General features: G+C 56.7%; 25 protein-coding genes. 15 read left to right on the forward strand and 10 right to left on the reverse strand.

Translation table 11 applies throughout. The annotated features are described in order from the left end of the window. Positions 1–145: 145 nt before the first annotated feature. A complete protein-coding gene (locus ACR0CW_RS09595) occupies positions 146–379 on the forward strand; it encodes a hypothetical protein (protein WP_480787594.1) in 234 nt (77 codons plus the stop codon). A 163-nt stretch (positions 380–542) separates the two neighbouring features. After that, positions 543–1,874, forward strand: a complete 1,332-nt coding sequence (locus ACR0CW_RS09600) for an NAD(P)/FAD-dependent oxidoreductase (protein ID WP_480787595.1) — start codon at positions 543–545, stop codon at positions 1,872–1,874. A gap of 6 nt (positions 1,875–1,880) precedes the next feature. Here ACR0CW_RS09600 and ACR0CW_RS09605 read toward each other — a convergent pair whose 3' ends face one another. After that, positions 1,881–2,813 (reverse strand): MBL fold metallo-hydrolase, encoded by a 933-nt coding sequence (locus tag ACR0CW_RS09605; RefSeq protein WP_480787596.1) that lies wholly within the window; start codon positions 2,811–2,813, stop codon positions 1,881–1,883. Between the two features lie 116 nt (positions 2,814–2,929). Between ACR0CW_RS09605 and ACR0CW_RS09610 the strand changes: the two genes are divergently transcribed. Further along, positions 2,930–3,364: a DUF1801 domain-containing protein gene (locus ACR0CW_RS09610; protein ID WP_480787597.1), complete on the forward strand. Its 435-nt coding sequence runs from the start codon at positions 2,930–2,932 to the stop codon at positions 3,362–3,364. Between the two features lie 85 nt (positions 3,365–3,449). Beyond that, positions 3,450–4,775 carry a glutamate--tRNA ligase gene (gene gltX / locus ACR0CW_RS09615; protein ID WP_480741331.1) on the forward strand — a complete coding sequence of 442 codons (1,326 nt, stop codon included), beginning with the start codon at positions 3,450–3,452 and terminating at the stop codon, positions 4,773–4,775. Positions 4,776–4,828: 53 nt separating this feature from the next. Here the strand turns inward: gltX and ACR0CW_RS09620 are convergent, their stop codons facing one another. Beyond that, complete coding sequence (locus ACR0CW_RS09620; protein ID WP_480787598.1) at positions 4,829–5,398, reverse strand: gamma-glutamylcyclotransferase family protein; 570 nt, start codon at positions 5,396–5,398, stop codon at positions 4,829–4,831. 94 nt (positions 5,399–5,492) lie between these two features. On the opposite strand from ACR0CW_RS09620, the gene ACR0CW_RS09625 reads away from it, so the two are divergent. Then, a complete protein-coding gene (locus tag ACR0CW_RS09625; protein ID WP_155149981.1) occupies positions 5,493–5,939 on the forward strand; it encodes an RrF2 family transcriptional regulator in 447 nt (148 codons plus the stop codon). Between the two features lie 2 nt (positions 5,940–5,941). Here the strand turns inward: ACR0CW_RS09625 and ACR0CW_RS09630 are convergent, their stop codons facing one another. Next, a complete protein-coding gene (locus ACR0CW_RS09630) occupies positions 5,942–8,470 on the reverse strand; it encodes an ABC transporter permease (RefSeq protein ID WP_480787599.1) in 2,529 nt (842 codons plus the stop codon). After that, on the reverse strand, positions 8,467–9,162 hold the full coding sequence (locus ACR0CW_RS09635) for an ABC transporter ATP-binding protein (RefSeq protein WP_480787600.1): 696 nt from the start codon (positions 9,160–9,162) through the stop codon (positions 8,467–8,469). Before ACR0CW_RS09635 ends, ACR0CW_RS09630 begins: the two co-directional genes overlap by 4 nt. A gap of 65 nt (positions 9,163–9,227) precedes the next feature. Here ACR0CW_RS09635 and ACR0CW_RS09640 point away from each other — a divergent pair, with 65 nt between their 5' ends. Together ACR0CW_RS09640 and ACR0CW_RS09645 are read left to right on the forward strand one after the other, a co-directional pair. After that, positions 9,228–9,848, forward strand: a complete 621-nt coding sequence (locus ACR0CW_RS09640; protein ID WP_480787601.1) for an arylesterase — start codon at positions 9,228–9,230, stop codon at positions 9,846–9,848. 9 nt (positions 9,849–9,857) lie between these two features. Further along, positions 9,858–10,472, forward strand: coding sequence for an SOS response-associated peptidase (locus ACR0CW_RS09645; protein ID WP_480787602.1), 615 nt, complete (start codon positions 9,858–9,860; stop codon positions 10,470–10,472). Positions 10,473–10,479: 7 nt separating this feature from the next. Here ACR0CW_RS09645 and ACR0CW_RS09650 read toward each other — a convergent pair whose 3' ends face one another. Both ACR0CW_RS09650 and ACR0CW_RS09655 read right to left on the reverse strand, forming a co-directional pair. Further along, positions 10,480–11,037 (reverse strand): L,D-transpeptidase, encoded by a 558-nt coding sequence (locus ACR0CW_RS09650; protein WP_155149989.1) that lies wholly within the window; start codon positions 11,035–11,037, stop codon positions 10,480–10,482. A gap of 180 nt (positions 11,038–11,217) precedes the next feature. Further along, positions 11,218–11,424, reverse strand: coding sequence for a cold-shock protein (locus tag ACR0CW_RS09655; protein WP_155149991.1), 207 nt, complete (start codon positions 11,422–11,424; stop codon positions 11,218–11,220). Positions 11,425–11,710: 286 nt separating this feature from the next. On the opposite strand from ACR0CW_RS09655, the gene ACR0CW_RS09660 reads away from it, so the two are divergent. Continuing rightward, entirely contained in the window at positions 11,711–12,424 is a 714-nt protein-coding gene (locus ACR0CW_RS09660; RefSeq protein ID WP_480787603.1) for a hypothetical protein, read from the forward strand. Positions 12,425–12,813: 389 nt separating this feature from the next. Here the strand turns inward: ACR0CW_RS09660 and ACR0CW_RS09665 are convergent, their stop codons facing one another. Both ACR0CW_RS09665 and ettA read right to left on the reverse strand, forming a co-directional pair. Then, positions 12,814–13,509: a hypothetical protein gene (locus ACR0CW_RS09665; protein ID WP_170332249.1), complete on the reverse strand. Its 696-nt coding sequence runs from the start codon at positions 13,507–13,509 to the stop codon at positions 12,814–12,816. Positions 13,510–13,557: 48 nt separating this feature from the next. Then, on the reverse strand, positions 13,558–15,225 hold the full coding sequence (gene ettA, locus ACR0CW_RS09670; protein WP_480787604.1) for an energy-dependent translational throttle protein EttA: 1,668 nt from the start codon (positions 15,223–15,225) through the stop codon (positions 13,558–13,560). 473 nt (positions 15,226–15,698) lie between these two features. On the opposite strand from ettA, the gene ACR0CW_RS09675 reads away from it, so the two are divergent. The 3 genes from ACR0CW_RS09675 to dacB are packed head-to-tail and all read left to right on the forward strand — an operon-like array spanning position 15,699 to position 18,364. Next, complete coding sequence (locus ACR0CW_RS09675; RefSeq protein ID WP_480787605.1) at positions 15,699–16,166, forward strand: MOSC domain-containing protein; 468 nt, start codon at positions 15,699–15,701, stop codon at positions 16,164–16,166. A gap of 35 nt (positions 16,167–16,201) precedes the next feature. Continuing rightward, the gene (locus ACR0CW_RS09680) at positions 16,202–16,849 is read left to right on the forward strand and encodes a nicotinate-nucleotide adenylyltransferase (protein WP_480787798.1); all 648 of its coding nucleotides are present in this window, start codon (positions 16,202–16,204) and stop codon (positions 16,847–16,849) included. A gap of 36 nt (positions 16,850–16,885) precedes the next feature. Then, positions 16,886–18,364 (forward strand): D-alanyl-D-alanine carboxypeptidase/D-alanyl-D-alanine endopeptidase, encoded by a 1,479-nt coding sequence (gene dacB, locus ACR0CW_RS09685; protein ID WP_480787606.1) that lies wholly within the window; start codon positions 16,886–16,888, stop codon positions 18,362–18,364. Positions 18,365–18,374: 10 nt separating this feature from the next. Here dacB and ACR0CW_RS09690 read toward each other — a convergent pair whose 3' ends face one another. Together ACR0CW_RS09690 and ACR0CW_RS09695 are read right to left on the reverse strand one after the other, a co-directional pair. Further along, entirely contained in the window at positions 18,375–18,797 is a 423-nt protein-coding gene (locus tag ACR0CW_RS09690; protein ID WP_155150003.1) for a tellurite resistance TerB family protein, read from the reverse strand. Positions 18,798–18,932: 135 nt separating this feature from the next. Beyond that, a complete protein-coding gene (locus ACR0CW_RS09695; protein WP_480787607.1) occupies positions 18,933–19,391 on the reverse strand; it encodes a cupin domain-containing protein in 459 nt (152 codons plus the stop codon). A 92-nt stretch (positions 19,392–19,483) separates the two neighbouring features. On the opposite strand from ACR0CW_RS09695, the gene ACR0CW_RS09700 reads away from it, so the two are divergent. The 4 genes from ACR0CW_RS09700 (at position 19,484) to ACR0CW_RS09715 (ending at position 24,930) form a co-directional block, all read left to right on the forward strand. Further along, positions 19,484–20,365, forward strand: coding sequence for a LysR family transcriptional regulator (locus ACR0CW_RS09700; protein WP_480787608.1), 882 nt, complete (start codon positions 19,484–19,486; stop codon positions 20,363–20,365). A gap of 110 nt (positions 20,366–20,475) precedes the next feature. After that, entirely contained in the window at positions 20,476–22,050 is a 1,575-nt protein-coding gene (locus tag ACR0CW_RS09705; RefSeq protein ID WP_480787609.1) for a lysine--tRNA ligase, read from the forward strand. Positions 22,051–22,098: 48 nt separating this feature from the next. Further along, positions 22,099–22,500 (forward strand): DUF4864 domain-containing protein, encoded by a 402-nt coding sequence (locus ACR0CW_RS09710; RefSeq protein ID WP_480787610.1) that lies wholly within the window; start codon positions 22,099–22,101, stop codon positions 22,498–22,500. 141 nt (positions 22,501–22,641) lie between these two features. Further along, the gene (locus tag ACR0CW_RS09715; protein ID WP_480787611.1) at positions 22,642–24,930 is read left to right on the forward strand and encodes a glycosyl hydrolase family 28-related protein; all 2,289 of its coding nucleotides are present in this window, start codon (positions 22,642–22,644) and stop codon (positions 24,928–24,930) included. Positions 24,931–24,950: the final 20 nt, after the last annotated feature.

Genomic DNA, 24,950 nt, shown 5'->3' on the forward strand with positions numbered 1-24,950 from the left:
ATTGGGTGGGTTGAACCATTTCGTACTGCGCTGGGAATATAGTTTCTGGTGGTGCATCTGAATTTCGATGCCGGTTAAATGTTTTGGTGATCAAATGGTTGATAATTATGATAAGCCCCTGCACGCTCCATTGAGATGGAAAACGATGGAGTCCCCTGCTCGCGATCTTGATGAGGCGCGTGTGGACGCAGCTATTGCTGACATTCTGGGTGATGGAGTTTCAGCAGCACAGAAAGACACATCCGCCGAGCAAGATGATCGTTCTGAATTTCCGGAACTGAGTACTCAGGAAACACTGGCCGCTCAGACACCGGATCAAAATTCTGGTGTTGCGGCAATCATTCGTCAGAAATGGGCTGAGTTTTCGGGCGCTGCCTGACCTTCACGAACCTGATCTGAGCAAAGCCAAAGTGCTTGCCGCGCCTGCTATCGGCGCATTCGCCACACGTGCGAAGATTTCCTCTGCCAGCTTCCTTTCGCCATTGCCTGAATTCTCATCTTGAGCATCCTTGGCGGTCCGAGCGATTGAAAATGAGCGGTAGATGCCCGGCCCAAAACCCAACCCTGTAGAACCAGATCTTTGCTTGCCCAAAGCCGTGGATGTCGTCGTTATCGGCGGTGGAATCATCGGGACATCGGCAGCGTTTGAGTTAGCCGAACGCGGTCACTCAGTTCTGCTCTGTGAGAAGGGGCAGATTGCAGGAGAGCAGAGCTCTCGCAACTGGGGATGGGTGCGTCTTGGTATGCGGGATCCAAGAGAAATCCCATTGATGCAAGAGGCCATACGCATCTGGCAAGGTCTTGACGAACGGATCGGTCGCAAGACGGGTTATATTCAGTCGGGTATATTGTTTGGTGCATCCGGACAGCGTTCGGCCAGGAATTTGCACCGATGGCTGGAAAACCTTGAAGGGTATCAGACCGGAGCCAAAATGGTTTCGGGTTCTGAGTTGGACGATCTCTTGCCGGACAATGCGATGGGCTTGTCCCAGGCTCTATACACTCCCCAGGACGGCCGCGCCGAACCGCAATGGGCGGCCCCGGCAATTGCGGAGGGTGCGCGCGTCAAAGGTGCTGCAATCATGACCAGCTGCGCGGTTCGCAGTATCGATGTTCAGGCGGGTCGCATCGCAGGTGTATTTACTGAACGTGGGCGCGTGGCGTGTGAGCAGGTCGTGCTTGCTGGTGGTGCCTGGTCGCGCCTGTTTGCGGGAAACGCGGGGATTGAACTACCGCAACTGAAAGTTCTGAACACGGTTCTGCGCACATCCCCGGTGGAGCCGGGACCACAGGCCGCGCTCTGGTCCGATGACTTTGCGGTTCGAAGGCGCGCAGATGGGGGGTATACGATTGCGTCGGGGCACGAAAACACCGTCGACATCGTACCCGACAGTTTCCAGCTAGCGCTAAGGTTTCTGCCGGCCTTCAGGCAGGAATGGCGATCCCTGAGGTTTCGCCTGTCCCGTCGCTGGCTAACCGAAGCTGGGCAGGACAGGTCATGGCTGCCTACCGATGTAACACCGTTCGAACATTGCCGTGTGCTGGACCCGGAACCTTCGCAAAAGGCGCTACGACAGGCTTGGGCGAGCGCGAGAAAGGCCTTTCCGGTTCTCGAACAGGCTGAGATCGTTCAAAGCTGGGCAGGAATGATCGATGTAACCCCCGATGCAATCCCGGTCATCTCGCATGTGGATGACATACCTGGGATGATCATCGCGACCGGTTTTTCGGGGCACGGGTTTGGTATCGGGCCGGGCGCAGGCAGGCTGGTCGCCGATCTGGCGACGCAGACCACACCTTGTGTCGATCCGACAGCATTCAGGCTGTCCCGTTTCACAGACGGCTCAAAGATACGGCCTGATCCGGGTTACTGATCGATCTCAGCCCATCATCTGATAGCTAACCGGCACGAAACGGAACCCGTCATTGCGGGTTTCAACATAACCGGCAGCGGGGAAGGGCATGTGGTAGCCGATCATCGGCACCTTGTCAGCAGCCAGCAGGCCCAGCACATTGCGGCGTGACGCAGTCGCTGCGGCCTTGTCCATGTCAAAGCGGACTTCCCATTCCGGATGCGCAAAGGACCAGACATAGTGGTTGGCCAGATCCGCAGTCAGGATCAGACGCTGACCGTTGCTTTCCAAATGATAAACCATGTGGCCCGGAGTGTGACCAAAGGCTGCCATTGCTGTCACGCCTGAAGCCACATCACCACCGTCTTCGATGAACGTCATTTTCTCAGCCAGGGGTGTGACTTTGGCAGCAACCAGATCGCCAACCCGATTGCCCGCGTCCTGTGCAGCCCAAAAGTCATATTCCGGTGCTGCCGTGACATAGCGTGCATTCGCAAAGGTTGGGACGTCATTGGTTGTCATGCCGCCGATGTGGTCGGGGTGCATATGGGTCAGGACGACAACATTGATGTCTTCCGGTGCGACACCGGCATCTGCCAAAGCAGCCTGAATTCCGCCCTGTCCAAGGCCAGTGTCAAACAGGATCAGTTCGGACCCAGTGTTGACCAACGTTGGCGTAAAGAAAAACTGAGCTATGTCCGGTGATATGAAGTTGTCGGCTGATACACGGGCAAAGTCCTCGTCAGATGCGCCGCCGCCAAAAATCTCCTGCGCCCCGTCGCGCGGAAGGCTGCCATCCAGCAACGTGGTCACGGTGAAATCACCCAGCTGAAACGATTTTGCTACTGTCGAATTGGCCTTGGTTTCTTTACCCGCGGCCAGAACGGGTGCAGCGGCAGATGCAAACGGCAATGCAGCGGCGGCTCCGAGTGCGGCCCGGCGTGTCAATTTGATGGTCATATTTGTTCTCCCTGTCAGAACATGATTGTGAGAATTAGGTCGGCGCGTGAGTCTTGCCACTTTATACGCCATTGAAATGGGCTGCGTGGTTGAACATTACGTGTTAAATTTTGTTAATGCCGCGATCCCAGAACAAAACCGTTCAAACAACGCAAAGCGTCGACAGCTTTTTGTCGGGTGTATCGCCATCCAAAAAAGCGGGCGAGGCACGGGTGCTGGACGCGCTGTTTCGAAAGGTGACCGGGTTTGAACCGGTGATGTGGGGCCCTTCGATCATTGGCTATGGCAGATACCATTATCGTTATGCGTCAGGGCGTGAGGGGGATTTTCTGGCTACGGGATTTTCACCCCGCAAGGCTGCGCATTCCATTTATATCATGCCCGGCTACGCGGATTTCGGGGGTATCCTGTCCCGTTTGGGAAAACACAAACTGGGCAAGTCATGTCTGTATGTGAACAAGCTGTCGGATATAGACCTTGATGTTCTTTCTGAACTTATCTTGGCCGGGCTGGATGATCTCGGGAGCCATTGGCCGGTCGAACCTATTTGAACTGATCTAAAACAAGACGTCTCCGCAGGCGCTGCTGGACAAAATCGCGCTCATATGAGATGAGCCGCGCCAACAGGAGACACCTATGACCACCACCCGTTTTGCCCCGTCGCCCACCGGTTACATCCATGTGGGCAACCTGCGCACCGCCCTGATGAACTATCTGATCGCCCGCAAGGCTGGCGGCACGTTCATCCTGCGCATCGATGATACCGACCCAGAGCGGTCGAAAGAAGAATATGTCGATGCCATCAAACAGGATATGGAGTGGCTGGGCCTGCATTGGGACAAGGTCGAGCGTCAGTCAGAACGGTTGGACCGTTATGCCGAGGCCGCCGATAAATTGCGCGAGATGGGCCGGTTTTATGAGGCGTTCGAGACACCGACCGAGCTGGATCTCAAGCGCAAGAAACAGCTGAATATGGGCAAGCCACCGGTCTATGACCGCGCCGCGCTGAACCTGTCTGATGCTGAAAAAGAAGCACTGCGCGCCGAACGTGGAAATGGTGTCTGGCGCTTTAAGCTGGATCATGAGCGGATTGAGTGGACTGACGGCATTCTGGGCGACATCTCGATCGATGCGTCGTCGGTTTCTGACCCGGTTTTGATCCGCGGCGACGGTCAGGTGCTCTATACGATTGCGTCAGTGGTTGATGATACCGAGATGGGTGTAACCGATGTTGTACGCGGCTCGGACCACGTGACCAACACTGCAACGCAGATTCAGATCATTGAAGCACTGGGCGGCACATGCCCGCGTTTCGCACACCATTCGCTGCTGACCGGGCCACAGGGTGAGGCGCTGTCGAAGCGTCTGGGCACTCTGGCCCTGCGCGATCTGCGTGAACAGGGCGTGCAACCGATGGCTTTGCTGAGCTTGATGGCGCGTCTTGGCTCTTCCGATCCGGTTGAACTGCGTTCGGACATGGCTGAACTGATCGAAGGTTTTGACATTCACCGGTTCGGTGCGGCGCCAACCAAATTTGACGTGCAGGATCTGTTCCCACTGACCGCCAGACATCTGCAATCGCTGCCTCTGGCCGATGTTACCGATGCGGTCGCTGATGCAGGGGTTCCGGCAGAGCTTGCTGAACCGTTCTGGGCGATGGCACGCGAGAACATCACCACTCTGTCCGATCTCAAAGGCTGGTGGGAACTGTGCCGTGATGGCGCCGAGCCGCTGATCGATGAAGAAGATCGCGAATTCATCGCCGCTGCAGTGGCCCTGCTGCCCGAAGGACCGTTCAACGGCGAAACCTGGGGTGAGTGGACCAAGGCCGTAAAAGAGGCAACAGGCCGCAAAGGCAAAGGCTTGTTCATGCCACTGCGTAAGGCACTAACCGGGATGGAGCGGGGGCCGGAAATGGCGAGCTTGCTTCCATTGCTGCAGGTGATCCGCGCGCGCGGATAACTGCATACGGACAATTCGAGACATAAAAGGCGGGGTATTTTACCCCGCCTTTCTTATGCTATCTCCGAAATCCTGGCAGAAACCTGCTTGAGGCGATCATCCACGAACTCCGTCTCAGATGGCTTTAGTTGCTGGTGACGCGGATAACGGGGCGCAGGTCGGTCGTTTAAGATAGGCGCGTCCCACCCGTCTGTGGTTGCAAAAAAACGATCAGCACCTTCGGTCCCGAAGGCTCGCAGGTATCCCTGAACCACAACGTCGATATAACTCAGCAAAATCGGATGGGGTCCATCAGATGCATTCTGTCGCTCTGCCGGTACTGCATAAACGGCGATCTCAACTTCGTGCTGCAACGGATGTGAGATCGACTGCGTCGCGGGGATGCGATCATAGGCCCATTCTCTCTCATCCAAGGCTGCCCAGTCATTCCGAGGGACATGGGCGATCATGCCGTCAATCTCGCATTCGGGGTCGGGGATCGCAGTCAGAAACGCGACCGGGCGCAGGTCTGTATGCCGCCATGCCCGCCGCCAACCCTTAAGACGCGCAGGTCGCGGGTCTGGAAAATCATGCGTGGAGAGATTCACGAGGCTGCCGTAGCCAAAGAAATAGGGGTCTGCCATATCCAGCGGCGTCCTTTCTGACGATTGATGTATGTCAAACCGCTTTTTTGCGGGACATGCAATAAGGCTTCATCTTGATTTCAGGGAGGCCCTTATGCGGATTACCAAACGGACGAACATTGCCGTGCGCCTGCTGATGTATTGTGCGGCGCACCAGGACCGGCTGGTGACGAAATCCGAGATTGCCGAAGTGTGCAACATCTCGGAGAACCATCTGGCGCAGGTCATCAACCAACTGAGCCAGCTGAACTACCTGAGCACGCAACGAGGCCGCAATGGCGGTATGTCACTGGCCCGTCCGGCGGATCAGATTCGTATCGGTTCGGTCTTTCGGCATGTCGAAGGCAACCTGCCGATTGCAGAGTGCTTTGCGGACGCCGACAACACCTGCCCGTTGACAGATGCTTGCCGATTGCGCCTGGCCCTGAGGGACGCGGCTGAAGTTTTTTATGCCTCGCTGGACGAGATCACTCTGGACGCGCTGGTTTGTGACAACGATCAGTTGATCAAGATCCTTCAGCCGGTTGCCTGCGTGCGCTGACTTCAGTCGCTGGCCCGAAGAATACGGGCCGGTCTGACTGACAATGGGCGCAGCGCAAAGATCAAACCGGCACCCAACGTGACCGCGACACCTGCGATCACGATTCCCAGTGCTGACGGCCAGATCACTGCAAAATCGGTGTCGAAGATGTAGGTGGCAACGGCCCAGCCCCCCATAATGCCCGTGAACAGGGCGACGAACCCTGCTGCCGCGCCCAACAGGATTGCACGCAGGGCGAAGCTGATCAGGATACGTCGCCGGTCCGCCCCAAGTGTTTTCAGGACGGCTGCTTCGTAACGCCGGGCAGGCTCACCTGCTGCGGCCGCTCCGATCAGGACAAGGAAACCGGTTAGCAGCGATACGCCTGCGCCATAAGACGTTGCAGCGGCGAGCCCTGCCAGCAGGCCTGAAACCCGGTCGATCGCATCTCTGACCCGAATGGCTGTGATGTTTGGAAATTGCCCGGCCAGATCGCGCAGGATTGCTGTTTCGGCCTGTTCTTCAGCGTACACAGTCGCAATGAAACTGTGCGGAGCACCTGCGAGCGCAGATGGGTTCATAGACATGATGAAGCCCATGCCTGCGGTTGAAAAATCAACTTCACGGAACGACGTCAGTTCAGCGGTGATATCCCGGCCCAGGATGTTCACCGTCAATTCATCACCAAGCTTCAGCCCCATTTCCAGCGCTTCTTCCGCGGCAAAGCTGACTTGGGGCGGACCATCATAGTCTTCGGGCCACCATGCGCCGCCGGTGATGCGCGCATTCTCTGGCGGCAGCACAGAGTAGGTTACACCTCTGTCACCCTCCAGGACCCAGTGATCGCCCGCGACCTCTCGGGCAGGTTGCCCGTTTATCTGTGAAATGATGCCACGCAACATCGGTGCGCTTTCAATCCTGCTGACAGCCGGATCGTTCTCAAGCCGCTCGGAAAATCCGGGCATCTGATCCTTTTGGATATCGACGAAGAAGTAGGATGGCGCGACATCCGGCAAGTTTCCCGAAATCGCGTTGCGCAGGGTACCGTAGATTTGTCCAACAGCTGCCAGAACCGACAGGCCAAGCCCCAGCGAGAGAACAACCGAGGCAGCCCCTTCACGCGGGTCCGAAATAGCGGACAGGGCCCAACGCAGGGCAGGGCGCCCGCGTGCCGATGGGGCACCGCGACGGGCTAGCCAGCGGATACCAATCGCGGACAGTGACAACAGCAGCAGCGCGCCTGCCAGACCGCCGCTTGTCCACAGGGTCAGCCAGGTTGAACCACTGAACCAGGACGCCGAGGCGATCAGGATTGCCAACCCAAGACCCGTTGCGATCACATAGACCGGACGCGGAATGCTGCGGGCGGAAGTCAGAGCGTCGCGGAACAAAGTTGCGGCGCGCACCTCCTCGGTTCTCGCCAGTGGCCAGAGCGTAAACAGGAAGGCGGTCAGAAGGCCATACAGAGCGGCTTCGGCTAGTGGTTGCGGATAGATTGAAAACACCGCAGGCACAGGCAGTTGGCTTTCAATCAGCGGGGCCAGCATAAGCGGTGCCAAACCACCCAGTGCCACGCCAATGGTTATGCCGATTGCAGACAAAACTCCGATCTGGATCACATAGGTCTGAAAGATGGTTGCCCGGTCAGCCCCAAGAGTTCGCAGGGTCGCAATGGTTTCGGTCTTTTGTGAAAGATAAGCCCGTACAGCAGCCGACACACCGATGCCACCAACGGCCAGACCCGAAAGGCCAACTAGGACAAGAAAGGCGCTGAGGCGGGCAACGAACTCGGCAATTCCGGGTGCGCCATTGCGGGCGTCGGTCCACCGCATACCCGTGCCGTCGAATGCACGATCAGCCTCGGACGACAAAACGGCCAGATCGGTATTTTGAGGCAAATCCAGACGGTATTTGGTCGAGAACAAGGTGCCCGGAGCCAGCAGGCCGGATGCTTGTAGATCGCGTGTGCGAACCAGTGTGCGCGGGCCCAACCCAAACCCATCCGATGCACCGTCGGGTTCGTTCATCAGCGCTGCCGACAAAACGAAATCCTGTGTGCCAAGGGCGAAACGATCACCTACTGAAAGGCCAAGGCGATCTATCAACGCCGGATCCATCACCGCACCCGGCAGGTCTTGCGATCCGTTCAGCGCGTCCGCCAGCGACATTTCGGGGTTCAGCGTAACTGTCCCTAGCAATGGGTAAGCGTCGTCGATGGATTTGACCTGGGTCAGCGCCCTTTCCGCATCTTCTCCTTGATGCACAACCGCCATGGATCGGAAGTCGACTACTTCGGACACATCCAGCGCTGTATTTTCCATCCAGGCGCGTTCTTCTTCGCTTGCAAAGCGATAGGTAAATTCAAGTTCGGCATCGCCACCCAGCAGCGATGCACCCTCTTGCGTCAGGCCGGTCTGGATCGCGTAGCGTACCGAACCGACAGCCGCGATTGCGGCCACACCAAGGGCAAGACAGGCAAGAAATACGCGAAAACCACGTAGACCGCCCCGAAGCTCGCGCCGAGCCAGCCTTCCGGCCAGTCTCAGGCTCATTCTGCTGCCTCGCGCTGGGCTTCATCGGCAATGCGTCCATCGCGCAATCGGGCAACGCGGTCACATTTTCTTGCCAGTGAATGACTGTGAGTCACCAGAACCAGCGTAGCGCCATGTTTGTCGCGAAGGCCAAACAGAAGCTCGACGATGGCCTCTCCGTTTGTCTCGTCCAGATTGCCGGTCGGTTCATCCGCCAGAAGGATCTGGGGGCGTGGAGCTGACGCGCGGGCTAGAGCCACGCGCTGTTGTTCGCCACCCGACAATTGTGCCGGGTAGTGGTCTCGGCGGTGGGACAGGCCTACGGCCTCCAGTTCAGCTTCGGCACGCTGAAACGCGTCCTTGTGACCGGCCAGTTCCAGAGGGGTTGCCACATTTTCCAGCGCGGTCATGGTGGGGATCAGGTGGAAATTCTGAAACACCACGCCCATCGTATCGCGCCGGAACCGGGCGAGTTCATCTTCACCCATGCTGGTCAGATCGCGTCCAAGGGCAGCTACTTTGCCGCCAGTCGCCTGTTCGAGACCGCCCATCAGCATAAGCAATGAGGACTTTCCTGATCCGGACGGGCCAACCAACCCAAGTGTTTCACCTTGCGCCACGGTCAGGTTGATGTCGTGCAGAATTTTAACGCGCCCGGCATTGCCATCCAGTGACAAAGCGGCATTTTGGAGTTCCAGAACAGATGTTGTCATCGGTCTTTCCGAAGGAGAGGAGTCAATTGGGATATGGAGCGGTAAAAAAATTGCGCAAGACTTTGATGTCGGGCCTGTTTGCATGTTGCGGCTTTGCTGCCACAGCAGAACCGGTGGTGATCGCCGCACTGGGCGATTCACTCACACAAGGATATGGCCTGATCGAGGACGACGGATTGGTTCCACAGCTTGGCCGCTGGCTGGATGCCCAGGGCGCAGATGTCCGGCTGATCAACGCAGGTGTTTCAGGTGACACCACTGCTGGCGGTGCATCCCGTGTCGAATGGACACTAACACCCGAGGTCGATGGTATGATCGTTGCGTTGGGGGGGAATGATCTGCTGCGGGGTATCGCCCCTGAAGTCTCCCGCGCCAATTTGGATAAAATCCTGAATGCAGCGGACAAGGCAGAGGTCGAGGTTTTGCTGGTTGGGATGGAAGCGCCGGGCAACTATGGCCCGGATTATAAACAAGCATTCGATAGCATGTACCCCGAATTGGCACAGAAGTACGACACACTCTTTGTCGACAGCTTTTTTGTTGGACTTGAGGCAGAAGGCGATCCGGGTGCAGTTTCGCAATACATGCAGTCCGATGGTATTCATCCAAATGCGCAAGGAGTTGCGCTGATCGTTGAAAATCTGGGACCAACGGTGCTGGAACTTGTGACAGAGGCGAGCAAATAGGAGGCAGGTATGCCGGGGCGGTTCTTTCTGACAAGGCCGATTTCTGACATCGCACAGTTTCTCGGAGTTTCAGAAACCCCGGATGCTCAGCCTGCTCGCAAGAACATACAACCCGGACAAGATTTGCTAGCGCTGACCCGTGACGGGCTGGTTTCGATGCGCTGGGGTATGATCCCCGTCGGTCGCGTGAATGCACGGGGACGCCCGGTTATGGAGACTATCATCAACGCGAGATCTGAAACTGTCTTTGACAAAACTGCTTTCGAAGGAGTTGGCAGGGCGATTATCCCCGTGGATGGTTGGTATGAATGGACCGGGGAAAAGCGCCGTAAAACGGCTTGGCGGATTTCCTCGGCAGATGGTGCGCTATTGCTTTTTGCTGCGATCACAGACAGATGGCAGGCCCCCGGAGGTTTGACCATCGATCAGATCGCGGCGGTGACATGTGAGCCCAACGCTGACGTCAAACCTATCCATCATCGCATGGGTGTTCTGCTTGAGCGATCAGATGTCGAAGACTGGCTGAACGGATCAGAAGAGCGGGCGAAATCTCTTACCCGCTCGTGGCCGAATGGTCGTTTGCAGATCGAAGAGGCAAACGATGTGGATTGGTCTGCGCCTTGAGATGGCGTCAGACAACAGTCACGACAGTGCCGACGGGAACCCGGTTATAGAGGTCAATCACATGCTCGTTCAGCATCCTGATGCACCCGTTTGATACGGCGCGGCCAATGGTTTGTGGCTGTGTAGTCCCGTGGATGCGGAAATAGGTATCAACGCCGTTCTGAAACAAATACAGCGCTCGCGCACCCAGCGGATTGTCACCACCGCCGGGTTGGACATAGTCGTTGTCCTTGAATTTGGCGTAAGCAACCGGATCCCGTTCGATCATCTCTTCGGTTGGTCGCCAGGTTGGCCACTCTTTTTTGACGTCGATAGTCGCCGTGCCCGTAAATTCCAGCCCGGCCTTGCCGACACCACATCCATAGCGGATCGCTTTTCGGGGTTCGGTCACGTAGTACAGATAGAAAGATCTAGGGGCGACGAGCAGCTGTCCGGGTAGGAACTGTTTCTTGATCCGCACGTATTGTGGCGTCGGATCATACTCGACCGCCTTTTTCTTGGCGCTGGCGATTCCGGGCAGCAAACTGACAGCGGTACCTGCCATAAAGACGCGGCGTGTGACCATGGTGGGTTCCTTCAAATGACCAAAGAAATCATGACTATACTTTCAAAATGATAGCCGATTTGGTCAATCGTCGGGCAAGGATAACTGAAAAGTGATGTATTCCGCATGCCACAGTAGGATTGCGGAAAAACTATGCATAAATGAAAAAGGGTGAGGAAATCACCTCACCCTTTCAAGAGCTTATGCAAGCTCGATGTTGTCCGCGCTTTCGCGGCCGTCACGACCCGAGCGTAGCTCGTAAGTGACTTTTTGGTTGTCGGCCAGACCGGTCAGGCCCGAGCGCTCGACGGACGAGATGTGTACAAACACGTCTTTGCCGCCATCTTCGGGTGCGATAAAGCCGTAGCCTTTGGTGGTGTTGAACCATTTTACGGTGCCTGCGGGCATATCCGTTGTCTCCTGTTTAGTGCTGCCCACGGTGTTGCGGCAGCCCGGCGTCGTTGTCTGTATCGATAGACTGAACGCCGTAGAAGGAGACAGTAGGTCGAAATAGAAAAACGTAAGCCCTTTGGATATGGCATCGCTAAGGGGGTGTGACAAGGGAGATTGTTCGGCTTGTACAGCGCAAAAAGGGCCAATTTTCCGTTTTGTACAAAAATCCGCCGAAAGTTTTGACGCTGCTTCGATTATCGTCCTAGGCTTGATCAATTGATTGAATTTATTGGAGCGCGCGATGATTTTCCGCAGTCTTGCCCTGATTTCACTGGCCGTTCTGACCGCATGCGGCAGCCGGATATACGACGAGTCTCAACCCGGTGAGTTCACCGGATCGCTGCTGGTGATGTGGGTAGATAGCGGTAGTGACTCTGCCGGAGATGGTCGGTTTGTCTATGTCCCCGATTTGGACCGGCAGGGGCGGGCGCTGATGTTCCGGCGCGGTGCACAGACGGACGGGCGGGCGGTGCATATCACTGAGGTCGAACCGCGGCTGATGTACACTGATGGGGGTAGCATTCCACGACTGGTGCAGCCGGTAAAGGGGCTGAACCCCTGGGGCTATGCGCCCGCCTATATGGTACATGACTGGCTGTTCGCTGCGCGCAAATGTCTGAATGCCGGGGATGCAGATGCAGATGAGGCGAAGGTGAACGACGTCACCTTTCGCGAGAGCTTCGAGATCATGGCCGAGATGCTGAAAACGCTTGAGCGGCAAACAGCAGTTGCCGAAAGCGATCTGCAACCCAGCGCGATTACTTGGGCGGTATCGGGCGGAATTTCAAAAGGTCTGTGGGAGGATGATACTTGTCCCACCCCGCGCATCGGCCCGGAGCATATGAAGCAGATCGAGGCCCGGCTGAGGATCGGTCGGGACGGGCCGCAGAAATCAGTTCGGGTGGCAGGTGAGGATGTGACCCCTGCGCGGGTTGTGCAGGTGATCGGGTTTTAAGTGAATTTTAAACACGGACGTAATTGTGTCGGGACACAGGCAATTACTGCCGTGTCCGGAAAGCGGGGGGCAAGTTTTTTCACATTGCCTCCGGTGGGCCGATCGTTAAACCTGTTGACGCGCGAGATGGCGTATTTCGCTCTGCTTTTGCGATTACCCAGTGGAAGCGGCTGTTTGGTGGCGTAGGTTTTGGAAACATACCATTCATAATGAAGGGACTGCCGCAGTCACATGGCGTACTGGTGTGGGGGTGAGTGCCGGTCTAGCGCAGATGGCGAAACGTTCAGTGGACGCTTCGAGGTGCGGACGGGTGGAGCCTCGGTCATGTACGATTTGGTAGAGCATCCGAATGATGGGCTGCGTTTGTCGATCCATCGCGAAAACCGCGTTTACTGTTTTGTTCTGAGCTTCAGCCACGACAGGACAAGAACAATCAAAACGCAAACCGCGCTTGCAAAAAGAGCAAGTGGATCGATTGTGAAATTAAATTTGTCTTCGAGCAATCCAAGGTCTAGCAAAGAACCTCCAACGAATGCTGCAGCTGACATTCCCCAGACCCAGCGTCGCGAAGCTTTTAGTTTTTCGCGTTCGAGATGGGCACTCTCAAAGTTTTTTCGTGCTTCAATCGCAAGATCTGAAAGCTCATGGTGGAGTTTCTCGGATTTTTTGAGGTCTTCGCTCAGAATCGTGCCTAAAGCTCTGCGCTCTGGGTCGACGTTTGATTTGAGCCATTCTGTGATTGAATCTGCGTCGGCTTCTTGAATGGCTAATTGGACCGGTTGTGAATCGCAGGCATCAAGAATTCTGTCATCTCCGACGATGACATAACCTTTTTGGGACCCTAATCTGTCGATGCAATAAATACCCTCGTGAACACAAACACCTCCAACAATAAATTTTACGTAATACATCTGCTTTGAGGTGAACGGTGTGCCACAGGTGTGAACACAGATTGACCGTGTATTTCGAAGAAATTTCTTTTGATGCTTGGGGGATCTTAGCTCGTCATCACCGACGTCTCGATCTGGAAGTTTAACAATTAAATCCATAGAAATCACCACTTTAAGATGTGGTGATTTCTGCATTAAACAACCAGGACATGCAATTCAAAAAGCTGCAAGGCTAAGAGTTTTCTACCGAGCAAACTTCTTGTGCTTCAACCGCTTGGGCTCCAGCGCGTCTGGTCCCAGGCGGCGTTTTTTGTCCTCTTCGTAATCCTCGAAGTTGCCCTCGAACCATTCCACGTGCGCATCACCTTCGAACGCCAATATATGCGTGCAAATCCGGTCGAGGAAGAAACGGTCGTGCGAGATAACCACGGCGCAGCCGGCGAAGTCGACCAGAGCATCTTCCAACGCGCGCAGGGTTTCGACGTCCAAATCGTTGGTCGGTTCGTCGAGCAGTAGGACGTTGCCGCCCTCTTTTAGCAGGCGGGCCATGTGGACGCGGTTGCGCTCACCGCCTGACAGCAGCGAAACTTTCTTCTGCTGGTCGCCGCCCTTGAAGTTGAAGGACGAACAATAGGCGCGGGAATTGACCTGCGCGTCGCCCAGCTGGATGATCTCGGCGCCTCCGGTGATCGCCTCCCACACGGTGTCGTTGTCTTTCAGGTCGTCGCGGGACTGGTCGACATAGGACAGCTCGACTGTGTCGCCCAGCGTGATGGTGCCGCTGTCGGGCTGTTCCTGACCGGTGAGCATCTTGAACAGGGTCGATTTACCGGCACCGTTGGGGCCGATGACGCCGACGATACCGCCGGGGGGCAGGGCGAAGTCGAGCCCTTCGATCAGTTGCTTGTCGCCCATGTGTTTCGACAGCCCCTCAACCTCGATCACCTTGCCGCCAAGGCGCTGGCCGTTGGGTATGACGATCTGGGCGCGAGTCAGCTTTTCGCGTTCGGACTGTTCGGCCAACTCGTTATAGGCGTTGATCCGGGCTTTTGATTTGGCCTGACGAGCCTTCTGGCCCTGACGCATCCATTCCAGCTCGCGCTGCAGGGTCTTCTGCTTGGACTTGTCCTCGCGTGCTTCCTGTTCCAGCCGTTTGGCCTTTTGTTCCAGCCATGCCGAATAGTTGCCCTCGTACGGAATGCCGCGGCCACGGTCGAGTTCGAGGATCCAGCCGGTGATGTCATCCAGGAAGTAACGGTCGTGGGTGACGATCAGGATGGTGCCTTTGTAATCGATCAGGTGCTGTTGCAGCCAGGCGATGGTCTCGGCGTCCAGATGGTTGGTCGGTTCGTCCAGCAGCAGCATGTCGGGCGCTTCCAATAGCAGCTTGCAGAGCGCCACGCGGCGTTTCTCACCACCCGAGAGGTTGGCGATGTTGGCGTCGTCCGGCGGGCAGCGTAGCGCCTCCATTGAGACGTCGATCTGGCTGTCGAGGTCCCACAGGTTCTCGGCGTCGATCGCGTCCTGCAGGGTGGTCATTTCCTCCATCAGCTCGTCCGAGTAGTTCTCGGCGATCTCCATGGCAATCTCGTTGAACCGATCAACCTTGGCCTTTTTCGAGGCCACGCCCAGCATGACGTTTTCGCGGACAGTCAGCGATTCATCCAGCTGCGGTTCCTGCGGCAGATAGCCGACCTTGGCACCCTCGGCCGCCCAGGCCTCACCGGTGAAGTCGGTGTCGAGGCCAGCCATGATCTTCATCAGGGTCGATTTACCCGCGCCGTTGACGCCGACGACACCGATTTTCACGCCGGGCAGAAAGCTCAGGTGGATGTTTTCAAAGCACTTCTTGCCACCGGGATAGGTCTTGGAGACACCCTGCATGTGGTAGACATATTGATAGGCGGCCATGTCGCGTCCTCTGGGTCGGGGAAATTGAGTTGGGCGGTGTGATAGCGGATGAGGTTGGTGGGGGCAATGGATAGGATTTAGAGGGGGCAGGGAAGAATAGTCTTGCAAGATCAGTTTGCTGCCGACATGTGGACAAACTTTGAAGAATCTAACAGCCTCATGGAACACCTTTTGGAACTAATGGAATTTGAAAGAGCTCTGGAGGTCGTCAGTGCCTCACTTGCGCTTGCTTGGTTTGCGTTTTCGATTTGGTGTATGTCGATACTCCGGACCGATATCATGCGCGCCCGCTTAAGTGTCTTCTACGAGCCTATTCGGGCAAAAGGTCAAATGTTGCCGGCACCTAAGTCGTATGTACGGCCCGAGGACGTTATTGCCCTTCGGGCTTACGTTTGGAAGGCTAGCAAGAGAACAGCGGTGAACGTTGCAATCGCTTGGGCTATCTTTTTCTCGCATTCTTATTGGTGCTTTTCATGTCTCTGAAAAACCTCATAGCCGGATGGGCGCGGCCCGGGCGTGTCAAGTGGATCGGCCTGCGGCCTGACCGGCGCGCAAAGTTGCAGGCTGTCGAGTCTGCAATGATCTCTGGCGATGGTCTGGAGGGCGACCGCAGCCGAGCGGGCAAACGGGCGGTGTCATTGATCCAGCAGGAACATCTGGCGGCGATCGGCAGCTATCTGGGGCAAGGGCCAGTCGCGCCGGAAACCCTACGGCGTAATCTGCTGGTTTCGGGGATCAATCTGGCCGCGCTCAAGGGGCGTGAGGTGCAGGTGGGGGAGGCGATCCTGCGCATTACGGTGATCTGTGCGCCGTGCAGCCGGATGGAGGAGGCGCTGGGCAAGGGCGGCTATTCGGCCGTGCGCGGGCATGGGGGATGGTATGCCGAGGTGGTGCAGTCCGGGCGGGTTCGGCTGGGCGATGCGGTGCAACCTGTTGATTGACAACGCCTCGCAGTTCTGAACATCAGCAAGGGATGTTGCGAAGCTCTATTCCATATGCGCGGCCCGGGCAGGTCATTGGGTTGTTTGGCGGGTCCTTTGATCCGCCGCATCAGGGCCATGTGCATGTGACGCTTGAGGCGATGAAAGCCTTTGGGCTGGACCGGGTGTGGTGGTTGGTGTCCCCCGGAAACCCGCTCAAGCAACGTGGGCCAGCGCCGCTGGCGCAACGGATGGTGGCGGCGGGGTCGCTGATGCAACACCCTCGGGTCGAGGTGACGGATATCGAGGCGCTGACCGGGACGCGGGCAACAGCGGATACGCTGACTGAACTAAGGCGGCTGTATCCCGGAGTACGTTTTGTCTGGCTGATGGGGGCAGACAATCTGGCGCAGTTCCACAAGTGGAAGGATTGGTGGCTGATCATGGACAGTGTTCCGGTGGGTGTCCTGGCGCGACCGGGGGATCGTATTTCTGCCCGGATGTCCCCTGCGGCGCGGATTTACGCGAAGTACAGAATTGATAGTCAGGCGCGGCATCTGCTGGGTCGGAGCGGCGCGCCTGCTTGGTGTTTTGTGAATGTTCCGATGGTTGATGTCAGCTCGACCGATATTCGTTTGCGCGGTGAGTGGAACAATCGGGTGTTGCCTGAAGAGCGACCATGGGAGCATAATTCATTTGAATGATTGTTTGCCCGTGATCTCTGGGATTTAAATTGACCCATGGTTGATCGTATTTCGCGCCGTTTATTCCTGGGGGGATTGGGGTCACTTGTGATCCCGGTTGCCGGACTGGCTGAGGCCCCAGCAAGATCTTTGCGTCCACAACTGCGTGGTGCCGAGCTGAGCGGTGTAGAGCGGGTCATTCAGGCTGCAGGACTGAAAGGCGAGGTTGTGTTCGCCGTCGCTGATGTCAAAACCGGAACGCAGCTTGAGGCCTTTGGAGGCAAGGAAGGTTTGCCGCCCGCCAGTGTCGCCAAGGCGTTGACGGCGCTTTATGCGTTGGATGTGCTGGGGCCGAATTACAGATTCGAGACTCAGCTGGTGGCCGATGGTCCGATCGTGAACGGCATACTCAAAGGCGATTTGATCTTGGTTGGTGGGGGCGACCCCTTGCTGGATACCGATGCGCTGGCCACGATGGCTGCCAATCTGCGCGAGGCGGGCATTACCGAGGTGCAGGGTTCATTCAAAGTCTATGATGGTGCGCTGCCCTATGTGTTCAGTATCGATCCGGGGCAACCGGATCATGTGGGTTACAGTCCGTCAATCAGTGGAATATCGCTGAACTTCAACCGTGTGCATTTCGAATGGAAGCGCGGGACTGGTGGTTATGACGTAACCATGGATGCCCGCAGCGCGCGCTATACCCCGGCCGTGGATATGGCCGCGATGCGGGTCGAGAACCGCAGCTTACCGATATACACCTATCAATCCAGTGCAAGACAGGACCGGTGGACCGTCGCCAAGGGTGCGTTGGGTAATGGCGGCGCACGGTGGTTGCCGGTACGCAAACCAGCGCTTTATGCCGGGGATGTTTTCAGAACTCTGGCCCGGGCCAACGGGATCGTCCTGGGTCGGGTTCAGGTCACCAGCCAGGCCCCAAAGGGTGAGGTTCTAGTTGTCCACCTAAGTGATCCTTTGGAGAGCATTCTGAAGGGTATGCTCAAGTACTCGACCAACCTGACTGCCGAGATGGTCGGACTGGCAGCGACAAATGCGCGAGGCGTTGAGCCGCAAACCCTTGCGGACTCTGCCGCAGAGATGAACCGATGGGCTGCCGAGACTTACGGGACCAGCAACATCCGTATGGTGGACCATTCTGGTTTGGGGGATGCATCACGCATGGACCCTGCAGATCTGGTGACGGCACTGGTTGCAGCACGCGAATCGAAAGCGCTGCGGCATTTGCTGAAGCCCTTTACACTGAAGGACAGCAACGGGCGCGCCATTAAGGGTCACCCGATCACTGTTGATGCCAAGACCGGAACCCTGAATTTTGTGTCCGGGCTTGGGGGTTATGTCACAACTGCAGCGGGGGCGGAGCTGGCCTTTGCCATCTTCACTGCAGATGTCCCGCATCGCGCCACGATTAGCCGCGAAAACCGGGAGAGGCCCGATGGTGCACGCAGCTGGAACCGCAGGTCCAGAAAGCTGCAGCAGACGCTGATAGAACGTTGGGGTGCTTTATACGGAAGCTGATAGTGCCGGATCAAACGGTGTGGCGCGCCCTTGCGCCGCGTTCGATCGCCGCTGCGTGCAGCCGGTCAATGTTCAGTTCATACCGGATTTCTTCCAACAGGCGCAGTTCGGTCTCAGCCAAAGAGCCGTCAGCTGCGGCGACATCGCAGGCCAGCGCATAAGCGGTTTCGTTCAAGCGCTCTGGCAGGTTGTCGCGGATTAGGCCAAACAATGCGTCCAGCCCGTCTTCCTGTTCGAAAAGGTCAAACACGATCTGAGATACCCGGCGTGTCCGGTCGATGTCATAGTCGGCAAAAACAGGCAGCATGTTCACGGCAGTTTCGATCTTGACCAGCTCGGCTGTGCGGATGGTTTCGTCCGATGCCGAGACCGCAACCATGATCGCCACGAGGCAATCCTGCGGGGACATTGGGTGGGTAACTTGCTCGGTCATTGGATCGTCCTGCTTGGGTATCTCTGATCGCGCACGATATGAGGGGGCGGAAGCAGGTTCAACACCTTGTTTTGTCACGCAGGCGGTGTGACGGTTTTGTGCCGGGCAGGATTAACCCGCCCGTGCAGCAGGATTTCAGGCTGTTGCCGAGAATTTGTACTCGATTTCCTCAAAGCTCTGGCTGGCAAAACCATAAGCAAAGCGAAGACCACCTTCACCGGCGACCACGCCATGTTCGGCACCACCAGGTACGTAAAGTGCCACGCCGGGGCGCATTTCATGCGGCACTCCATCGATGGTGACTGTGCCGTTGCCGTCCAGACCAAAATAGAACTCGGCCGGGTCATGCCGGTGAGGCAGCAGGCGATCGCCGGGGCCAAACTCGGCAATGCCCAGAACCATGTCGCGGGGGCTTTCCTGTGTGCCGTTGATCAAAGTGCGCCAACGGACCTCGCCATATGTCGGATCGGTGCCGCCAGCCAGAGGCACCTGTGCGGCATCCACTGCAAGCGGGGGATGTGTCAGATTGCTTGCCTGATTCAGCATCACAGTGTCGCTGTAATCGGTGGCCAAAGTGTCCAGTTGCTGCGTCATGGCGGGTCCTCCTCTGATCGCCATTTGACGCCGTTCTGCTGTCGGGGCAATAAGGGAAAGGTGAAACACATCATACGCTGAGGTTATGATATATGGACAGGTTGCCAAGTTTCGCAGGGCTTACGGCTTTTTATGCGGCCGCACGGCTTGGAACGCTGACTGCAGCAGCGCGCGAACTAAATGTATCGCAGCCTGCGGTGTCACGTAGAATTGCTGATCTCGAGGCGGATCTCGGATGCCATTTGTTCGATCGAAGTCGAAAACCCGTTAAAATGACGCAACATGGGCGAAGTTTGCTCAAGGCACTACATGGTGGGTTTGGGCAAATCGAAAGCGCGGTCGGCCAGATCAGACAGGCGTCACAGGGTAAAGTTGTCAGCGTCACCGCACCTTCGGGTTTTGTTGCATTTTGGCTGATACCGCGGTTGGGGGAACTGGAGGCGGACTTTCCTGAAACTACGATTCGGATCATAAGCCAAGAGTATGGTGAGGCGGTGCGGCCCGGAGATATTGTCATTCGTTTTGGTCACAGGGAGGCCGAGGAAGAAACACGGTTGCTTGGGGATGCGGTTTTCCCAACCGCGAGCCCCTTGTATCTGGCGAACCGAGGGATGAACGGTCAGGATTATGATTTTTCCCGGATGACCCTGCTGACCATGGAGACGGCGCGCAGCCAGTGGCATGACTGGCCAAGCTGGTTTCAGTCGGCTGGTCTGGAAATGCCCAAAGGTGCGCGGGTACTCGATTTCAACTCTTATGCGATGCTGGTGAATGCAGCCCTGGCAGGGCAGGGTGTGTGCTTGTGCTGGGATGGCGTTCTGGACAGCTTTCTGGACACGGGTGCAATGACCCGTCTGGAGGGATCAACAGCTGTTTCGGCACGCGGGTATTTCCTTTCGGCGCGGGATGGGCTGGCGGCAGAGCCTCATGTTCGTGATATTCTGACCTGGATTGCGGAAACCGGGCAGAAATAGTCTCTGTTTCTCCGAGTGTTTATTGACTCATGCTGCATCCGCACAATAGGAGGGGTCGGTCCGGTTGCATGGGGTAACCGGCGCTGTTCCCCCGATGGAGATCAAATCAAATGTCTGAATTGCGTGAAACCGCTCTTGCGTCCAAGGCCTGGCCTTTTGAAGAAGCGCGCCGGTTGCTCAAACGCTATCAGAAGGGTGCTCCGGAAAAGGGATACGTGTTGTTCGAGACCGGATATGGCCCCTCGGGTCTGCCGCATATCGGCACCTTTGGTGAGGTGGCGCGGACCACAATGGTCAAGCGCGCCTTTGAGGCATTGTCGGATATACCGACCAAGCTGATCTGTTTCTCTGACGATCTGGACGGCATGCGCAAGGTGCCCAGCAACGTGCCGAACCCCGAAAAACTGCAGGAATATCTGCAATGCCCGCTGACCTCGGTTCCCGATCCGTTTGGCGAGTATCCCAGCTTTGGCGAGCATAACAATGCAATGTTGCGGCGGTTCCTCGATACCTTCGGGTTCGAGTACGAATTCTATTCGGCCCGTGACTTTTATCGGTCGGGTCAGTTCGACGAGATCCTGAAGCGTGCGGTTGAACGTTATGATGACATCATGGCGATCATGCTGAAAAGCCTGCGTGAAGAACGCCAGCAGACCTACTCGATCTTCCTGCCGATCCACCCCGAGACCGGCCGGGTTCTGTATGTCCCGATGAAGAAGGTCTGCGCCGAAACTTACACGGTTACTTTCGATGATGAAGACGGCAAGGAATGGACGCTGCCTGTCACCGGCGGCAACGTAAAGCTGCAGTGGAAGCCTGATTTTGGCGCGCGCTGGGCTGCTCTTGGCGTTGATTTTGAGATGTACGGCAAGGAACACGCTACCAACGAAAAGATTTATGATGCGATCTGTCGTGCGCTGGGCGGTCGTGCACCGGAACATTTCTCGTATGAGCTGTTCTTGGACGAAAACGGTCAGAAGATTTCCAAATCGTCCGGCAATGGCGTGTCGATTGACGAATGGCTGACCTATGCGCCGACCGAGTCGCTGGCCTATTTCATGTACCAAAAGCCCAAAACGGCCAAGCGGATGCATTTCGACGTCATCCCGAAAGCCTATGATGAATACCATCAGCAGCTGCGGGCGTATCTGGGTCAGGATCTGAAAGCGCAGTTGAACAACCCGGTCTGGCACATTCATGGCGGCGATGTTCCGGCTTCGACGTTGCTTGTGCCTTTTGCGATGTTGCTGAACCTCGCCTCTGTTTCCGGGGCCGAGGACAAAGAGGCGTTGTGGGGCTTCATCCGTCGTTATGCGCCCGAAGCGACAGCCGAAAGCCATCCCGACCTTGATCAGGCGGCGGGCTTTGCGGTGCGTTACTTCAACGACTTCGTCAAGCCGACCCGCAAGCATCGCGCGCCGACGGAGCAAGAGCGTGAGGCGTTGGAAGCGCTGAAAGCCGAGCTTGAGGCTTATGATGGACCGATCGAGGATGAGGCGCTGCAATCGGTGGTCTATTCCATTGGTCGCAAGCGGTTCGATCCAATGCGCGGATGGTTTACGGCGCTTTACGAAGTGCTGCTGGGCGCGTCGCAGGGGCCGCGATTTGGCGGGTTTATCGCTCTGTACGGTGTGCCCGAGACGATTGCCCTGATCGACAAGGCACTGGCCGGAGAACTGGCCTGATTTGACCTGATACCGCATGGGGCTACCCTTTCGGCAGGAGGTGGCCCCATGCGTCGTTTATTGCTTGCTGTATCCTTGAGTGCCGGTCTGGCGTCGGGTGCAATTGCACAGAATGCCGAGATCGAAGCGAACATCACGGCACAGATACAGGCATTCAAGGCGGATGATTTTAGCACCGCCTTCACCTTTGCCAGCCCCAATATCCAGCGCCTGTTTGGCACGCCCGAGAATTTCGGGGTCATGGTTCGGCGTGGATATCCCATGGTCTGGCGCCCTGCAGAAGTGCGGTTTCTGGAACTGCGCGAGGTTGCCGGGGCGCTGTGGCAAAAGATCATGATCACGGATAGTGACGGGCACGTACACATTCTTGATTATCAGATGGTGCAGCAGGAAAGTGGCTGGAAGATCAACGGTGTTCAGTTGCTTGGCAATTCGGATCCCGCTGCCTGAGGCAACACCATCGTCACGGTGATATGAGCGCCTGTTAATTCCTTTCCGATACTCAGGCTTTCGCGTTTGGGGCCGGTCCCGAACTGAGGGTTTGACGTGTACCGCGCGACAGGCTGCGGCATGATTGGGAAAGGGATTTCAATGAACAAGGCAATCACCGACGGTATAGTCTTCACACCACCTGCATTCGCCAATGGACTGGATGTCTGGTCGAGCGGTGACGGCACGCCCGGTTCACCGACATATGCAGGATCGGGAACAGGGGCTTTCGTTCCTGCCGATGCGGATTTTGCCGGATGTCTGGAAGTTCTGAAGACCAGCGCAACGCAGAAGGTGCGCCACATGGGGCAGACGCCTTTGTTGCCGGGTTGCTATTTGCAGATAAAGGCCCGGGTCAAGGCGATATCAGGCCCATTGCCTCAGGTGCGTATCGCCGGTTGGGCCGGTGGTGCGGGAGATACGCACGTAACAGGTCTGGTCGAACAGGGGCCTGCGACGCAACTGTCGGGCTATGGTACCGTGCACGAGATCACTGCCATCGTTGGCACCGGCAAACGCCCGGGCGTGGATATGCCTTGGGGTGTTTCCGCCCTGTACGGCCATTTTGGCGTGGATATCGACGGCACAAACGGGGCTTTAGTACGGATTGATGACATCGAGATCACTGATGTAACCAACGTATTCCTGCGCGACATGATCGGGTTTGTCGATGTCCGCGATTACGGGGCGATTGGTGACGGTGTCTCCGATGACTCGTCAGCGTTCGAGGCAGCGGATCAGGCCGCAGGCGGGGGTCGTATTCTGGTTCCCAAGGGCACGTACCTGTTGGCGCAGAACACCAGCATGTCGTCGGAGATCGAGTTTGAGGGCACGGTCACCATGCCCGATGACAAGATGCTGCTGCTGACCAAGAACTTTGACCTGCCCACCTATATCTCGGCATTCGGGGATGAGACGCTGGCGTTCAAGAAGGCGTTTCAGGCCTTGCTGAACAACACCGACCATGAGTCGCTTGATCTGGGTGGTCGCAAAATATCGGTTACCGAACCGATCGACATGGCCGCGGCTGTGCCCAACCGGCAGGGAGGGTTCTCAACCCGCCGTATCATCCGCAACGGGCAGTTCGACGTCAGAAGCAGTTCAGCTTGGGATACCGAGGTATTCACATCGGTCGCAACATACGATCCGTCCCGGCCACACAACCTGACCAACGTCGCAAATGTTGCCAACATCCCCGTTGGGTCGCTGGTTACCGGCAGCGGCGTCGGGCGCGAAGTCTATGTGAGCGCAAAGAATGTGGGTGCCGGAGAACTGACGCTGAGCGCAAGGCTCTACAGTGGTAGCGGTACGCAGAATTTCGGCTTCACCGCCTTCAAGTATTTGCTGGATTTCAGTGGTTTCGCCAAATTGCGGAAACTTGGCATGGAGCAGATCGAGTTCCAGTGTAACGGCCGCTGCAGCGCCATCCGCCTTGCGCCGTCAGGCAGTACTTTTTCGTTGGCGAATTGCTTTGTGAGTCGCCCCAAAGATCGGGGGATTACCTCGATCGCGACAGGATGTCAGGGTATGCTGATCGACAATTGCCAGTTCTTGTCGAGCGAGGAGTCCTTTAACGTACCGCAGCGCACATCCATTGCTGTGAACGCGAATGCGAATGACATCAAGCTGCGCCATAATCTTGCGAACCGGTTCAAGCATTTTGCCGTTCTGGGCGGGGACAACAATCTGGTTCTGGGCAACCATTTCCACCAGGGGGACAGCATTCCGAATGGCGTGCGCCATCCGGGATTGGTGATGATTGGTGCCTATAACAGTTCGAAAATCTCTGAAAACTATGTCGATAACTGCTTCATTCAGTGGACAAATGAGCGCGATACCACGCCAAGCTATACAGCTGGCTATTCGTTCAGTGCCATGAGCATTACCGACAATATCTTTTACGCAAGTAAACCGGCGAACTGGTTCAGCTTTATCGTTATTCGCCCGTATGGCGCAGGCCACACCATCTACGGCATGAACGTGACCGGAAATTTGTTCCGAACGAGCAGCGGATCAATCGACCGGGTCGAGCGGGTCGACACCACTTTTGCCAATCTCGATCGCGATCGTTATTCGAACGTCAAGTTCGAAGATAACACCTTCCACGGTATAAGTTTCAAGACTGCCAATCCGTTGCGGATGCGTCATACCCAACACTCTCATTCCCATGCATGGACAGTGGATTCACTGGATCGGCTGCCTTTTGGAGGCAAGGCGCGCAGTTGTGAAAGTGTGGTTGCGCTCGGGCCGCTCAGAAACGTGTTCAACGGGGTAAGCCATGTAGCACCGTATGTTGACCTGCAGCAGGGTATCAATAACCGGTCGGTTACCCTACGCTGGCCCGAAGCCTTGCGCGGTGAGGCATCTGTCACGATGAGTGTTGAACACTAGACATCGCGCCGGCCACCCCT

Source organism: Ruegeria sp. CH6 (assembly GCF_056537005.1).

Excerpts from the sequence above, each read along its gene's own strand:
- ACR0CW_RS09635 (WP_480787600.1), bottom strand. The coding sequence starts at position 9,162 with ATGACAACATCTGTTCTGGAACTCCAAAATGCCGCTTTGTCACTGGAT.
- ACR0CW_RS09605 (WP_480787596.1), bottom strand. The coding sequence starts at position 2,813 with ATGACCATCAAATTGACACGCCGGGCCGCACTCGGAGCCGCCGCTGCA.
- ACR0CW_RS09710 (WP_480787610.1), top strand. The coding sequence starts at position 22,099 with ATGCGTCGTTTATTGCTTGCTGTATCCTTGAGTGCCGGTCTGGCGTCG.
- ACR0CW_RS09700 (WP_480787608.1), top strand. The coding sequence starts at position 19,484 with ATGGACAGGTTGCCAAGTTTCGCAGGGCTTACGGCTTTTTATGCGGCC.
- ettA (WP_480787604.1), bottom strand. The coding sequence starts at position 15,225 with ATGGCCGCCTATCAATATGTCTACCACATGCAGGGTGTCTCCAAGACC.
- ACR0CW_RS09650 (WP_155149989.1), bottom strand. The coding sequence starts at position 11,037 with ATGGTCACACGCCGCGTCTTTATGGCAGGTACCGCTGTCAGTTTGCTG.
- ACR0CW_RS09690 (WP_155150003.1), bottom strand. The coding sequence starts at position 18,797 with ATGACCGAGCAAGTTACCCACCCAATGTCCCCGCAGGATTGCCTCGTG.
- ACR0CW_RS09640 (WP_480787601.1), top strand. The coding sequence starts at position 9,228 with ATGTCGGGCCTGTTTGCATGTTGCGGCTTTGCTGCCACAGCAGAACCG.
- dacB (WP_480787606.1), top strand. The coding sequence starts at position 16,886 with ATGGTTGATCGTATTTCGCGCCGTTTATTCCTGGGGGGATTGGGGTCA.
- ACR0CW_RS09660 (WP_480787603.1), top strand. The coding sequence starts at position 11,711 with ATGATTTTCCGCAGTCTTGCCCTGATTTCACTGGCCGTTCTGACCGCA.
- ACR0CW_RS09625 (WP_155149981.1), top strand. The coding sequence starts at position 5,493 with ATGCGGATTACCAAACGGACGAACATTGCCGTGCGCCTGCTGATGTAT.
- ACR0CW_RS09715 (WP_480787611.1), top strand. The coding sequence starts at position 22,642 with ATGAACAAGGCAATCACCGACGGTATAGTCTTCACACCACCTGCATTC.
- ACR0CW_RS09645 (WP_480787602.1), top strand. The coding sequence starts at position 9,858 with ATGCCGGGGCGGTTCTTTCTGACAAGGCCGATTTCTGACATCGCACAG.
- ACR0CW_RS09630 (WP_480787599.1), bottom strand. The coding sequence starts at position 8,470 with ATGAGCCTGAGACTGGCCGGAAGGCTGGCTCGGCGCGAGCTTCGGGGC.
- gltX (WP_480741331.1), top strand. The coding sequence starts at position 3,450 with ATGACCACCACCCGTTTTGCCCCGTCGCCCACCGGTTACATCCATGTG.
- ACR0CW_RS09695 (WP_480787607.1), bottom strand. The coding sequence starts at position 19,391 with ATGACGCAGCAACTGGACACTTTGGCCACCGATTACAGCGACACTGTG.
- ACR0CW_RS09675 (WP_480787605.1), top strand. The coding sequence starts at position 15,699 with ATGTCTCTGAAAAACCTCATAGCCGGATGGGCGCGGCCCGGGCGTGTC.
- ACR0CW_RS09610 (WP_480787597.1), top strand. The coding sequence starts at position 2,930 with ATGCCGCGATCCCAGAACAAAACCGTTCAAACAACGCAAAGCGTCGAC.
- ACR0CW_RS09600 (WP_480787595.1), top strand. The coding sequence starts at position 543 with ATGCCCGGCCCAAAACCCAACCCTGTAGAACCAGATCTTTGCTTGCCC.
- ACR0CW_RS09665 (WP_170332249.1), bottom strand. The coding sequence starts at position 13,509 with ATGCAGAAATCACCACATCTTAAAGTGGTGATTTCTATGGATTTAATT.
- ACR0CW_RS09595 (WP_480787594.1), top strand. The coding sequence starts at position 146 with ATGGAGTCCCCTGCTCGCGATCTTGATGAGGCGCGTGTGGACGCAGCT.
- ACR0CW_RS09705 (WP_480787609.1), top strand. The coding sequence starts at position 20,476 with ATGTCTGAATTGCGTGAAACCGCTCTTGCGTCCAAGGCCTGGCCTTTT.
- ACR0CW_RS09620 (WP_480787598.1), bottom strand. The coding sequence starts at position 5,398 with ATGGCAGACCCCTATTTCTTTGGCTACGGCAGCCTCGTGAATCTCTCC.
- ACR0CW_RS09655 (WP_155149991.1), bottom strand. The coding sequence starts at position 11,424 with ATGCCCGCAGGCACCGTAAAATGGTTCAACACCACCAAAGGCTACGGC.